Genomic DNA, 13,919 nt, shown 5'->3' on the forward strand with positions numbered 1-13,919 from the left:
CCTTGGGAAATCAATAAAATGGTAAAGCTTTGGAATCGTAGTTTTGGAGGTATGAGATTATTGTGTAGAATCTCGTCGAATTCGTGCGATTTTGTAAATAGCAATCAATCCAAAACTAATCATCGATACAACTTGAGCTATATAAAGAATTAACCCAAAATAATCGCCAATTGCTCGTCCTTCGTGCTGATCTCCGCCTTTTGCTAAATAAACGGCCGAAAATGCAATCGACATAATATACGGATAAGCCAAACCTCCCGAAACAGGCAAAATCATTCCCAAAGATCCTGCAATCAATAGAAATAAACCTTCTGGTATACCAAAATTTTTGGTGTCTGGAAAAGCAAAGAAAACAAGGAAAGTCATTAGGAAATAACAAATCCAAAGTGCGAAAGAATAAAAAATGAATAAGCCTCTTTTTTCTAATTTCGAGATTGATTTTATACCTTCCCAAAGTCCAAATAGAAAGGTTTTGATTTTTTCAAAAAACTTTAATTGACTAATTTTTTTCCAGAAAATAGCGATTAATCCAATTCCTAAAACAAGAACTCCAATTGTGATGTAGTATTTTAAGAAAGAAGGTTCTGCTGTTGGTTGATGTGCTTTTTCTTTGTTTCCTAATTCTACAAATTTGATGAATGTTTCATAATTGAAAATAAGTGTTAAACCGAAAAATAATCCCAAAAATAAAACGTCAATTACACGCTCTAAAACTACTGTTCCGAAAGATTTCTCAAACGGGACTTTTTCCATTTTATAGAAACTTGTTGCACGAGCCACTTCGCCACTTCGAGGAATGGTCAAATTCATAAAATATGCAAATGCAATTGCCCAAAAACCAGATGAGGTTTGTGTGTTGTAGCCCATTGGCTTTAGAAGAAGATTCCAACGAGCGGCGCGTATCCAATACGTGAGAATACTGATTGCCATAGATGCAAAAATCCAAAAATAATTGGTTTGTTTTAAAACTTTTGCAACTCGTTCGAAATCAATTTGCTTCACTGTTACCACGACAAAAAATACGGCTAACAATGAAGCAGTGATTAAGAAGAGCGATTGTTTGATCTTACTCTTCATATAAATTGTTGAAAATTAATTTCTTAATCTAAACGATTGTTCTCGTTAGGGAAAACAATTGTTGGTTCGTATGTTTTGGCTTCCTCAAACTCCATCATCGCATACGTAATGATGATAACTGTGTCACCAACTTGTACTTTACGCGCTGCAGGTCCATTCAGACAGATTTCGCCACTTCCACGTTTACCTTTTATAATATAAGTTTCAAATCGTTCGCCATTCTCTTGTACCACGATTTGTACTTTCTGACCCACAACCATATTGGCAGCATCTATCAAATCTTCGTCGATTGTAATACTTCCGATGTAGTTTAATTTTGCGTCTGTTACCTTAACTCTATGTATCTTAGAGTGAAAAACTTCTACCATCATAATCTTGCAAAGTTACACTGAACTTATAAATTTCAAAACCTGTTTCAATATTTTTCTATTGATTTGAGAAATTTATTATATTTAATTAAAACTGAATATTATCGATTAAACGTACATCACCTGCATAGGCAACGACAAATCCACGAATATTATAGGCCTCAGAAAAATGTTCGATAGACAACAAGGTTTCTTCATCTGTTATTTCAAAATATTCTAATTCGAAGGGTGAATTTTTGAATTCATTTTCGACGAAAGCTTTTACTTCAGCAACATCTTTTCCTTCATTTTTTAGCGTTACAGCTTGCGATAAAATTGAATAAATTTGAGGGGCATCCGAAGTTTGTTGCGTTGATAAACGTGCATTTCTTGAACTAAATGCTAAACCAGAATCTGCTCTATGAATTGGCATTGGAACAATTTCGACATCTAAATTTTCTTGTTTTACCATTTCTTGAATGATACGAATTTGCTGAAAATCTTTCTCTCCAAAATATGCTCTTGTTGGTTGAACTGCTTTGAATAATTTGCAAACAATTGTAGCTACTCCATCAAAATGTCCAGGGCGAGAAGTGCCTTCCATCACTTGGTCTATTGTACCAAAATCGTAATGTTTTGCACCTTCATTTGTTTCATATAAATCTTCAACAGTAGGCATATAGACAAAATCACAGCCATTTTTCATTAACAATTCTTTATCATTTTCCTCAGTTCGAGGATATTTTGCTAAATCTTCTGCATTATTAAATTGTGTCGGATTGACAAAAATGCTGACGATTGTGTAGTCGTTTTGAGCTTTAGAAGCTTTGACCAAAGACATGTGACCTTCGTGTAAAGCGCCCATTGTAGGGATAAAGCCAATGGTTTTGTTTTGGTTTTTTAACTCGACGATTGCGGGAGTTAATTTTTCCTTTTCGTTAAATATAACCATAACACTGATTTGTTAAAAAAAAACTAATATCTCGCAAAGCTACTATAAGCAAATAATATATCAACATTTTTTTGTAAATTTGTGCCTTATTATTCATTAGGAAAAGAGAGTAGAAATTATGGAAGGAAAGCGCATATTGTATGTAACAACAGAAATGGTACCTTACGTTCCTGAAAATCCGATGTCTTCACAAGCATTAGATTTGCCAAAAATCATGCAAAGTAGTGGCGCAGATGTAAGAATCTTTATGCCAAGATTTGGAGCAATTAACGAAAGAAGACACCAATTACACGAAGTAATACGACTTTCAGGTATGAACATGATTATTAATGATTTGGATCAACCCTTAATCATTAAAGTCGCTTCTGTTCCAGGAGAAAGATTACAAGTGTATTTTATCGATAACGAAGAATATTTCAAGCGTAAAGAAGTTTATGGAGAAGTTAATGGATTATTTTCTGATAACGACGAGCGTTCTATTTTCTTCGCAAAAGGAGTTTTAGAGACAGTAAAAAAATTAAACTGGAAACCAGATGTTGTTCACGTAATGGGTTGGATGTCTAGTTTAGTACCATTGTATCTAAAAAAATATTATTCTGACGATCCTTTCTTTCAAGATGCAAAAGTTGTTGTTTCTTTATTTGACAACGGATTTGAAGGAGAATTAGATAACGAATTAGTTAAAAAGTTAGCTTTTGATAAAGTAGAAGCTGATGTACAAACATATTTAGAAAAACCTACACATTTGGGTATGATTCAAGCTTCTTTACAATATGCAGATGCAGTTGCGAAAGGGGAAGAGATGATTCCAGAAGATGTGAAAAACTATATCAACCAACAAAATATTCCTCTATTAGACTATTGTTCTAAAGAGCAAGCTAAAGAAGTTTACAACAACTTCTATCTTGAGGAAGTAATGAACTCTAATTAAAATCTGTTTAGATTAATGAAAAAATTTTTGAATGTCCTTTCTGTGTCTGTTGCAATGATGATTGGAATGGGAGCAATTGTTTCGTGTGAGGATGAAACACTAGGATTAGATAACAATGTGATTAGAGGTGAGGCAGAAGGAAATGTAAAATCCTTAGATGTTATTGCTTTTAATGCAAATTTTGATACGCTTCGTACAGATAAATTTGTACTTCAAAATGGAGCTTTTGGTGTGTACAACGAACCAATTTTTGGTTCTACATCCTCTAAGTTTTATACACAAATTAGACCTTCGTCTATTGGTGATCAGGATTTTGGAACAGAACCTAAAGTAGATTCTGTGAATTTGGTAATTCCAGTTTATTACAACACGACTAAAGATCCAATTTCTAAAGATACAATCAATCTTTCTAAACCAGGAGAGAAACCAAAAGATACAGATACAATCCAAATTACAACAAAGTATGCAGTAGATTCTTTGTATGGGAGTAAGGATTTAACAATGACGTTGAAAATTAAAGACATTAATACGGTTTTATACAAAGACACAAAATATTTTTCAACATTAAGTGGACTTGAGACGCCAATTTCTGTTAATTCGAGAGTAATTGGAAAAGCTACAATCGGAAAAACAGTAACAGGAAAAGTTGTTAAACAAAAAACTGAAACTTCTAATATTTCTGAGGTTGTTCCTGGTTACAAAGTTTCTTTAGATCCAGATTATTTTGACGAAAAAATTATTAAAAATGCTAAAACAGGATTACTTGATGATTACGCAACATTTATTCGTGAAAATATCAAAGGTTTAGAGTTTTCTGTTGAAGAATCAAATGGATTTATTGTCAATTTTAATCCAAATAAAATTGACTTGAATATGTATTATTCATACAAAAATCCGACAGCAAAAACAAGTTCAGACACAAGTTACAAAGAACGTTTGAGTGGAACTTATGCATTTGATATGACAAATCAATGGAATTCAGGTACTGCAAATAATGCAAATATTATTGCTTCTCAAATTGTGAATAATACAGTAGGTTCTCTTTATTCTACAATCAAACCTGATGAAGTGAATGGTGATGCAAGATTGTATTTAAGCGGAATGAGTGGAAATTATGCAAAATTAAGAATCAATCAAACGCAATTAGATGAATTAAAATCTGAGATGACAAAAAGTAATATTGTGATTCTTGGAGCAAAATTAAAATTCTATATTGATGGTTCAACTAGTTTTCCAAAACCGCCTTATTTAGTTGCTTGGAATAACTACAAAAAAGATGATAAAGTTATAAATGAATTGTATGCAGACGTTTTAGAATTCTATAATTCATATCCTACATCAGTTCACTTTAATCCTATTGTAAAAGGAGATACTGATTATTATACAATTGATATCACGAAACATCTAAAAAGCATGTTAGAGAAAGGAAATGAGTATAAAGATCAAACGATGTTTATTACAATGGGTAATTTTATAACATCTGTTAGCGATGCAACTACGATTAATAGTACAAATCCTTATCAAAATAATAGAGCTTATAATCCATACAGAATTGTTTTACACGGAAATAATTCGGAAGTAGCGGATAAAAAATTGAAATTATTGGTATATTACTCTCAAAAATAGGGCGTATTATATTTAACGAATTTAACTTAAAATACTATAAAATATTATGTGTGGAATTGTAGGATATATTGGACATCGCGAAGCGTACCCAATTATAATTAATGGACTAAAAAGACTAGAATATCGTGGATATGATAGTGCAGGTTTAGTTCTTTCTACTGGTACCGATTTTGAATTGGTAAAAACAAAAGGAAAAGTTTCAGATTTAGAAGATAAATCAGCAAATTTAGATAAAACACCTCATTTAGGAATTGGGCATACACGTTGGGCAACACATGGTGTTCCAAATGATGTAAACTCTCATCCACATATGTCTAATAATGGACGTTTGGTATTGGTTCATAACGGAATTATCGAAAATTATGAATCAATCAAACAATTATTAAAAGACAAAGGGTACGTTTTTCATAGTGATACAGATACAGAAGTTTTAGTAAACTTTATTCAATTGTTTCAAGAAGAACAAAATTTAAACTTAACTGACGCAGTTCGTTTAGCTTTGAATGAAGTGATTGGAGCATATGCGATAGCTGTTTTAGATAAAGAAGAAGCAAATACAATTGTTGTAGGTCGTTTAGGTTCTCCATTAGCAATTGGTATTGGAGAGAACGAATTTTTCGTTGCTTCTGATGCTTCTCCGTTTATCGAGTTTACAAAAGATGCGGTTTATTTGGAAGATGGTGACATGGCCACAATTACTTTAGATAAAGAAGTTGATGTACGTACAATCCAAAATAACGAAGCGGTTTCTTTAGATGTTCAAGAGTTACAATTAAATATCGAAGCGATTGAAAAAGGTGGTTACGAGCATTTCATGTTAAAAGAAATCAACGAACAACCTCGTTCTATTCGTGATACAATGCGTGGACGTTTATTAGTAGACGAAGGCGTTATTAAAATGGCTGGTATTTGGGATCATCAAGAAAAATTCTTGAATGCAAAACGTATCATCATTGTTGCTTGTGGAACTTCTTACCATGCAGGTTTGGTTGCAGAATACATGATCGAAGATTTCGCTCGTATTCCTGTAGAAGTAGAATATGCATCTGAATTCCGTTACCGCAATCCAATCATCAATAAACACGATGTCGTGATTGCAATTTCTCAATCTGGAGAAACAGCAGATACATTGGCAGCACTTAAATTAGCAAAAGAAAATGGTGCATTTATCTTTGGAATTAACAATGTTGTAGGTTCTTCTATTGCTCGTATTACAGATGCTGGTGCCTATACACATGCGGGACCAGAAATTGGTGTTGCATCAACAAAAGCATTTACAGCTCAGTTAACAATTTTAGCATTGATTGCCTTAAAATTAGGTAAACAAAACGGTGAATTATCAACAGAGAAATTTACATTGTTAACACGAGAATTAGAGCGTATTCCAGATTTAGTTCAACAAATTTTAGACAACTGTGAAGGTGTTGTTGATCAAATTGCAGAAAAATACAAAGATAACAGAAATGCAATTTACTTAGGACGTGGATACAACTATCCTTCGGCTTTAGAAGGAGCATTAAAATTGAAAGAAATTTCATATATCCATGCAGAAGGTTATCCAGCAGCAGAAATGAAGCACGGACCAATTGCCTTATTGGACGAAAATATGCCAGTTATTGTTATTGCAACGAAAAAAGGTTATTACGAAAAAGTAGTTTCTAATATTCAAGAAATTAAATCACGTAGTGCTAAAGTAATTGCAATTGTGAATGATGGTGATGATCAAGTAACTGCTATGGCAGATGATTACGTAGTAATTCCAGAAACAGCAGAAGAATTCTCTCCAATCCTAACAGCTATTCCATTACAATTATTATCGTACTGGATTGCCGTTAAATTAGGTAAGAATGTAGATCAGCCTCGTAATTTGGCAAAATCTGTTACTGTAGAGTAAAAAATTATTACAGCGTTTATATAATTAAGGGATGATGTTTTAAAATCATCCCTTTTTCATTTTATAAGTTTAATTTAATTATTAATTTCACCAAAAATAACATCATGTTTACAGGAATAGTAGAGGGAGTAGGAAAGCTTATTAAAGCGGAAAAAGATCAATCTAATTTACATTTATGGATTGAGGCTGATTTTTGTGAGGAATTAAAAATTGATCAAAGTGTTGCACATAATGGAGTTTGTTTAACGGTTGTTGATTTCAAAGATGGGCTTTATAAAGTTACTGCTATAGAGGAAACTTTGCGAAAAACAAATTTTAACACATTAAAAAACGGAGATTTAATTAATTTAGAACGATGTTTGCAATACAATGGTCGTATCGATGGTCACATTGTGCAAGGACATGTAGATCAAACCGGAAAAGTTGTTTCGATAGAAAACCAAAATGGTAGCTTTTTTGTTACTGTAGAATATGATGAAGTATCGTCTGGAAATGTTACAGTAGAAAAAGGTTCGATTTGTCTTAACGGAATTAGTTTAACAGTTGTAGACAGTAAAGTTGGACAGTTTTCGGTTGCAATTATTCCCTACACTTGGGAGTTTACAAACCTTAATCAAGTGAAAGTGGGCGATACAATGAATTTAGAATTTGATATCTTAGGAAAATACGTCAAAAGATTATTCCAACAATAAAAATGATTAGAAAAAAAAATAACCTATCGCTACCCGTTCGTATTATCATTTATATGGTAACGATTTTGTTATTTACAGCAGGTGCTATCTTGCTGATTACTGCCAATCATTTCAATGAACAAACTAAACAATATCACGAAGATATTCTCAAACGAAAAGTTAGAGCGGTAGAGTCTGCGATAGATTATGAAATGGATAATTATCCTGGAATTGCAACCAAAGATAATATTCACGAGATTTTAGAAGATGGTTTTCTTCGCATCGGTGATATCAATAAAACCGATATTGTAATTTATGATTTACGTGGTAATAAAATTTTAACCACTCAGCCGGTTTCAACGACTTATAATGTTTTGCCTCAAAAAATATTAGACAAACTACAAAAGTCAAATGATTTTATTGTAACGAATAAAGATACCGCTGATGATAACAATCTTTATTCGTCTTATAGTCATATCAAAAATTATTACAATGAAAACATTGCTATTCTCTGTCTACCTTATCAATCTAACCAAGATTTTTTACAACAAGACATGTTTACCTTAATTGGGAGTTATGGATTAGCTTTTGGAGTTATTCTTTTGTTTGGGACGTTAGCGGTTTATTTTGTTACAAAACGTACATTGAATAAACTTTGGTCGTTTGCAGATCGTATTCGAGAAACAGAAGTTATTGTAAACAATATGCCGATTCGTTACGATGGTAACGATGAAATAAAGGTTCTGGTAGATTCTTATAATGATATGTTGTACCGATTGCGGGAACAATCAGATTTATTAGCTAAGCAAGAACGTGAAGAAGCATGGCGAGATTTTGCGAAACAAGTTGCGCATGAAGTCAAGAATCCATTAACACCAATGCGATTAATGCTACAGAATTTTATGCGAAAATTTGATGTAAATGATCCAAATCTTGAAGAAAAGACGATGCGAACAACTAATATTTTATTGCAACAAATTGATACCATCTCTGCGATAGCCGAAGCTTTTTCAGATTTTGCTAAAATGCCTTCTCGTAACGATGAAAAAATCGATGTAGTTGATGTTATAAAAAACACGCTTTATGTTTTTCCAATGGAGTTCATCGAATTTAATTATTCTCCAAACATCATCATGATGCGTTTTGATAAACAATATTTGAATCGAATTATTACAAATATTACAAAAAATGCGTTTCAATCTATTCCACAATCTCGTATTGCGAAAGTTAAAGTAGATGTGTTTTTAGTAGGAGGTTTCTTACATCTAACCATTCAAGATAATGGGGATGGAATTCCTGTCGAATCACAAGATTCTATTTTTATTCCAAAGTTTACAACAAAGAATAGTGGAATGGGAATTGGTTTGCCAATGGTGAAAAAAATTATTGACGATTATGATGGAACCATTCGTTTTGAAACTGAAATTTCTGTTGGTACAACATTCTACATTTTGATTCCTTGCAATGAATAGAAAACCTTTTCGATTCAAACAATTCGAAATTTTTCAAGACAAAACCGCAATGAAAGTAGGCACAGATGGTGTTTTACTTGGTGCATGGGCTACTTTAAAAAGTGGAAATACTATTTTAGATATTGGTACAGGAACTGGATTAATTTCGTTGATGTTAGCGCAACGTTTTCCTCTTTCTATGATTGAGGCAATAGAAATTGATAACGATGCTTTTTTACAAGCAAAAGAAAATTTCGAGAATGCATCTTTTTCAGATCGATTAACCATTTTTAATTCATCGCTTCAAGATTATTCAACCAATAAAAAATATGATTTGATTGTCAGTAATCCACCTTTTTTTGTGGTGAATGATACTGTTGATTTTGATGCGCGTAAACAAGCACGCCAGCAAGAAACCTTGACTTTCGAAGAATTAATAAAAAAAACTGCCGAATTACTACAAAAAGACGGATTAGCGAGTTTTATAATTCCATACGATCAAATGGGTGATTTTTGTATGATAACGGCTCAAAACGCTTTAAAATTATCTAGAGTTGTTTATATCAAAGGGAATTCGACAACGGTTACAAAACGTGTGTTGTTAGAATTTAGTTTTCATGAAAAAGAAGTAGAAGAACAAGAACTAATCATTGAAGTCGATCGCCATCAGTACACAGAAGATTATATTCAGTTGACAAAGGATTTTTACTTGAAAATGTAATTTTCATCAAAGACGAAAAACGATGAGTAAACTACTGATTTTTTATCAAATAATCATCAATTTCTATGTGTCTATGTGGAAAATTATTCAAAGTATAAAAACATAAAAAAAACCGAGCAATTTGCTCGGTTTTGTATTTATTTCTGATTTTCAAAATGAGTTAAAAACTCATTCTCAACCTCAATCTTAACCTTAAATAGTTGGTCCACCAGCTAATAAATCAGCCGTTGCAAACTCTTCAAATTTCTTGAAGTTCGCTTTGAATTTATCTGCTAATTCTTTCGCATTTGCTTCGTATGCTGCTGTAGAATCAAAAGAAGTCGCTGGACTTAATTTTTCTGAAGCAACACCTTCGATTGCAACTGGAACTTCAAATCCGAAATAAGGATCTTTTTTGAAATCTACGTTGTTTAAATCTCCATTTAAAGCTGCATTGATAACGGCGCGAGTGTCTTTTAAAGACATGCGCTCTTTTTTACCATTCCAACCTGTATTGATTAACCAAACATTTACACCAGTTTTCTCAACTTTATCGCTCAACATTTCAGCATATTTTGTTGGATGTAATGGCATAAATGGTGCACCAAAACATGTAGAAAATGTAGTTTGAGGCTCTGTAACACCAGCTTCTGTACCAGCAACTTTAGATGTATATCCAGAGATAAACAAGTAAGCTGCTTGATCTGGGTTTAATTTTGCAATTGGAGGGAAAACTCCGTAAGCATCAAACGATAAGAAGAAAATATTTTTAGGATTCTTTCCTACAGAAGGAACTGCAATATTTTCGATATAATCAATTGGATAAGAAACACGTGTGTTTTCTGTGATAGATGTATCTGTAAAATCAACCTCGTTAGTTCCTGGAATTAATTTACAGTTTTCTAATAAAGCTCCGTCTTTGATTGCTGCAAAAATTTCTGGCTCACCTTCTGGAGATAAGTTGATAACTTTTGCGTAACAACCACCTTCAAAATTGAAAACCGTATTGTCTTCTGTCCATCCGTGTTCATCATCACCAATCAAACGTCTGTTTTTGTCTGCTGATAAAGTTGTTTTTCCTGTTCCAGATAAACCAAAGAACATTGCTGTATCTCCATTTTCACCAGAGTTTGCAGAACAGTGCATTGGTAAAGTATTTCTGAATACTGGCATGATGAAGTTTAAGGCAGAGAAAATACCCTTTTTCATTTCTCCTGTATAACCAGTTCCTCCGTTTAAAACGATTTTACGTTTAAAATTTAAGATAGAGAAATTGTGTTGTCTTGTACCATCTTCATTAGCGTCTGCAACAAAAGTTGGCGCATTGATAATTGTCCATTCAGCATCACCAAAGTTTTTTAATTCTTCTTCCGTTGGACGAATAAACATGTTATAGATAAATAAATTAGCAGCAGGAGTTTCTGTAATTGCTCTAATTTTTGTTTTGTAAGCATCATCAGCACAAGCAAAAGCATCGCGTACATAAATTTCGCGGTTGCTTAAATGCTCCACAACTTTATCATACAAAGCGTCAAATTTATCAGAATCAAAAGGAATATTGATGTTTCCATCCCACCAAACGTTTTCTGCAGTAATATCATCTTTTACAATAAAACGGTCTTTAGGCGAACGTCCTGTAAATTCTCCTGTTAACATATTTACTGCTCCAGAAGATGTAATTTCTCCTTGTCCTAGCTCTACCATTTTCTCCGTAAGCTCTTGAGGAGATAATTGATAGTTAATTTTGGAATTTTTTATTCCGTAAGATGCCAATTCTATGCTCATTTTTGTGATTTTTATAGTATTTTAAAATATTAAAGGTAAAAACTTTGCACAAAGTTACAATAAAAAGAAGCGTGAAAAATTTGACTTATGTCATTCACTTAAACGTTTTCGTGAATATTTATTCACCATATATTTGCAAGTTCTTATGCGTGCATATAAAAAAAAGCTTGTATTTAATATAAGTTTTATATTTTTGCACTAGTTTACAACAATTAAAATTAGAAAATTATGTCTGACATTACATCAAGAGTGAAAGCGATTATCGTAGATAAATTAGGAGTTGACGAAAGCGAAGTTACGCTAGAAGCAAGTTTCACTAACGATTTAGGAGCTGATTCATTAGACACAGTAGAATTAATCATGGAATTCGAAAAAGAATTTGATATCCAAATTCCAGACGATCAAGCAGAAAAAATTTCTACTGTAGGTCAAGCTGTAACATACATCGAAGACTTAAACAAGTAATAGTTCCTATTTTATGGAATTAAAAAGAGTAGTAGTAACAGGTTTAGGCGCGCTAACACCAATCGGAAATACATACCAAGAATATTGGAATGGATTAGTGAATGGTGTAAGTGGCGCTGCGCCTATTACGCTTTTTGACGCAACTCTTTTTAAGACACAATTTGCTTGTGAGATCAAGAACTTCAATATTGAAGATCATTTTGATCGTAAAGAGGCAAGAAAAATTGACCGTTGTGCCCAATTGGGAATTATTGCAGCTAGAGAGGCAATAAAACACAGTGGAATCTTAGAAGATACAAATGTAAACAAAGAGCGTATCGGCGTTATATGGGGATCTGGTATCGGTGGAATTAAAACTTTTGAAGAAGAAGTTTCGAATTACGCGACAGGAAATGGAACACCTCGTTTCAATCCTTTCTTTATCCCTAAGATGATTGCAGATATCACGCCTGGTCATATTTCAATGGAATTTGGTCTTATGGGACCTAATTATACAACTGTTTCGGCATGTGCCTCTTCAACAAATGCAATTATTGACGCTTATATGTTATTAAGACTTGGAAAAGCTGATGCAATTGTTGCAGGAGGGTCAGAAGCTGCGATTACAGCTGCAAGTATTGGAGGTTTCAATGCATTACATGCGTTATCTACACGAAACGATGATCCACAAACTGCTTCTCGTCCATTCGATAAAGACCGCGATGGTTTTGTAATGGGAGAGGGAGCTGGATGTATTGTGTTAGAAGAGTACGAACATGCAATTGCACGTGGAGCTACCATTTATGCTGAATTAGTAGGAACAGGAATGACAGCAGATGCACATCATATTACAGCACCACATCCAGAAGGATTAGGCGCACTTAATGTGATGAGAGAGGCTTTATTAGACGCAAATATCAATGTAGAAGACGTGGATCATATCAATATGCATGGAACATCTACACCATTAGGTGATATTGCAGAATCTAAAGCAATTCAAAAATTATTTGGAGAACATGCTTATAATATTCAAATCAATTCAACAAAATCTATGACTGGTCACTTATTAGGTGGTGCAGGAATTATTGAAGCGATTTCGGCTATTGGAGCAATCAATAACAGTATCGTTCCACCAACAATTAATCATTTTACGGATGATGAAAATCTTGATCCTAAAATTGATTATACATTTAATAAAGCAAAAGAGAAAAATGTAGATTATGCATTGAGTAATACTTTTGGTTTCGGTGGTCACAATGCTTGTGTGATATTTAAGAAGTATAAGTAATGTCTTTCTTAAAAAAATTATTTTCTTTTAAAAATCATCGTGATGATTCAAATTCATCTGATCCTTTTTTGAAATTTTTGAAGTCGATTTTGGGTTATACTCCTCGCAATGTTGAGGTTTTTAAAGAAGCATTTACCCACAGATCTGCACAGAAAAAAGATGAAAATGGAAACAGTATAAACTTTGAAAGATTAGAGTTTTTAGGAGATGCATTACTTGGTGCTTCTGCAGCAATGCACTTATACTACAAAGCGCCAGATCAACAAGAAGGTTATTTGACAAAAATGCGCTCTAAAATTGTTTCGCGTAAACAATTGAATGCCGTTTCCAAACAACTTGGCTTGTTGGATTATTTGGATCCAATGAACAATCACAACAATTTAGGTGAAGATGTAAATGGTGATATGTTGGAGGCGTTGGTTGGTGCAATTTATGTTGATGGAGGCATAGATGCTGTACAAAAATTTATTCAAGTCAAAATTATTGACCCTTATGCGGATTTAGACCGTTTGGAACACACGATTACAAGTCACAAATCGTTGATTTTGGAATGGAGTCAAAAAACGAGAAATACGATAAGATTCAATACATTTGAGGAGCAAAACGCAGAAGATTTGCAGGTTTTTGTATCCGTTATCCGTCTCAATGATAAAGTTATCTCGAAAGGGAGAGGAACTTCTAAAAAGAAAGCGGAGGAAAGTGCAGCAAAACGCGCCTACTATTCGCTACAAAAGAAAATAGAAAAAGTTTAGA

Annotated in this window: 13 protein-coding genes; 9 read left to right on the forward strand and 4 right to left on the reverse strand. The window is 33.2% G+C overall.

Annotated elements, in window-relative coordinates; all coding sequences use genetic code 11:
• Positions 1-57: 57 nt before the first annotated feature.
• From N5D46_RS06005 to panC, 3 genes are all read right to left on the reverse strand, one after another.
• Positions 58-1,077: a lysylphosphatidylglycerol synthase transmembrane domain-containing protein gene (locus tag N5D46_RS06005; protein WP_280035043.1), complete on the reverse strand. Its 1,020-nt coding sequence runs from the start codon at positions 1,075-1,077 to the stop codon at positions 58-60.
• Positions 1,078-1,100: 23 nt separating this feature from the next.
• Positions 1,101-1,448 (reverse strand): aspartate 1-decarboxylase, encoded by a 348-nt coding sequence (gene panD, locus N5D46_RS06010; RefSeq protein ID WP_038336011.1) that lies wholly within the window; start codon positions 1,446-1,448, stop codon positions 1,101-1,103.
• 85 nt (positions 1,449-1,533) lie between these two features.
• Entirely contained in the window at positions 1,534-2,376 is an 843-nt protein-coding gene (panC, locus tag N5D46_RS06015) for a pantoate--beta-alanine ligase (RefSeq protein ID WP_038336010.1), read from the reverse strand.
• 118 nt (positions 2,377-2,494) lie between these two features.
• On the opposite strand from panC, the gene N5D46_RS06020 reads away from it, so the two are divergent.
• The 6 genes from N5D46_RS06020 to N5D46_RS06045 all read left to right on the forward strand — a co-directional run bounded on the left by N5D46_RS06020 (position 2,495) and on the right by N5D46_RS06045 (position 9,670).
• A complete protein-coding gene (locus N5D46_RS06020; protein WP_280049454.1) occupies positions 2,495-3,307 on the forward strand; it encodes a glycogen/starch synthase in 813 nt (270 codons plus the stop codon).
• Between the two features lie 15 nt (positions 3,308-3,322).
• Positions 3,323-4,933, forward strand: a complete 1,611-nt coding sequence (locus N5D46_RS06025) for a DUF4270 family protein (protein WP_280049455.1) — start codon at positions 3,323-3,325, stop codon at positions 4,931-4,933.
• A 46-nt stretch (positions 4,934-4,979) separates the two neighbouring features.
• Positions 4,980-6,827: a glutamine--fructose-6-phosphate transaminase (isomerizing) gene (gene glmS, locus N5D46_RS06030; protein WP_280049456.1), complete on the forward strand. Its 1,848-nt coding sequence runs from the start codon at positions 4,980-4,982 to the stop codon at positions 6,825-6,827.
• A gap of 104 nt (positions 6,828-6,931) precedes the next feature.
• Complete coding sequence (locus tag N5D46_RS06035) at positions 6,932-7,519, forward strand: riboflavin synthase (RefSeq protein ID WP_280049457.1); 588 nt, start codon at positions 6,932-6,934, stop codon at positions 7,517-7,519.
• Positions 7,520-7,521: 2 nt separating this feature from the next.
• Complete coding sequence (locus N5D46_RS06040; protein ID WP_280049458.1) at positions 7,522-8,970, forward strand: ATP-binding protein; 1,449 nt, start codon at positions 7,522-7,524, stop codon at positions 8,968-8,970.
• A gap of 49 nt (positions 8,971-9,019) precedes the next feature.
• Positions 9,020-9,670, forward strand: a complete 651-nt coding sequence (locus N5D46_RS06045) for a methyltransferase (protein WP_280049459.1) — start codon at positions 9,020-9,022, stop codon at positions 9,668-9,670.
• Between the two features lie 192 nt (positions 9,671-9,862).
• Here N5D46_RS06045 and pckA read toward each other — a convergent pair whose 3' ends face one another.
• Entirely contained in the window at positions 9,863-11,434 is a 1,572-nt protein-coding gene (pckA, locus tag N5D46_RS06050; RefSeq protein ID WP_280049460.1) for a phosphoenolpyruvate carboxykinase (ATP), read from the reverse strand.
• Positions 11,435-11,662: 228 nt separating this feature from the next.
• Here pckA and N5D46_RS06055 point away from each other — a divergent pair, with 228 nt between their 5' ends.
• From N5D46_RS06055 to rnc, 3 genes are read left to right on the forward strand one after another with little or no spacing between them, the layout of a single operon-like run.
• Positions 11,663-11,899 carry an acyl carrier protein gene (locus N5D46_RS06055; protein WP_038336002.1) on the forward strand — a complete coding sequence of 79 codons (237 nt, stop codon included), beginning with the start codon at positions 11,663-11,665 and terminating at the stop codon, positions 11,897-11,899.
• A 13-nt stretch (positions 11,900-11,912) separates the two neighbouring features.
• A complete protein-coding gene (gene fabF / locus N5D46_RS06060; RefSeq protein ID WP_280049461.1) occupies positions 11,913-13,166 on the forward strand; it encodes a beta-ketoacyl-ACP synthase II in 1,254 nt (417 codons plus the stop codon).
• Complete coding sequence (gene rnc, locus N5D46_RS06065; RefSeq protein WP_038336000.1) at positions 13,166-13,918, forward strand: ribonuclease III; 753 nt, start codon at positions 13,166-13,168, stop codon at positions 13,916-13,918. The genes fabF and rnc overlap by 1 nt, the downstream gene beginning before the upstream one ends.
• Position 13,919: the final 1 nt, after the last annotated feature.

The sequence above is a fragment of the Empedobacter sp. GD03865 genome, assembly GCF_029840775.1.
Taxonomy (GTDB): Bacteria; Bacteroidota; Bacteroidia; order Flavobacteriales; family Weeksellaceae; genus Empedobacter; species Empedobacter falsenii_B.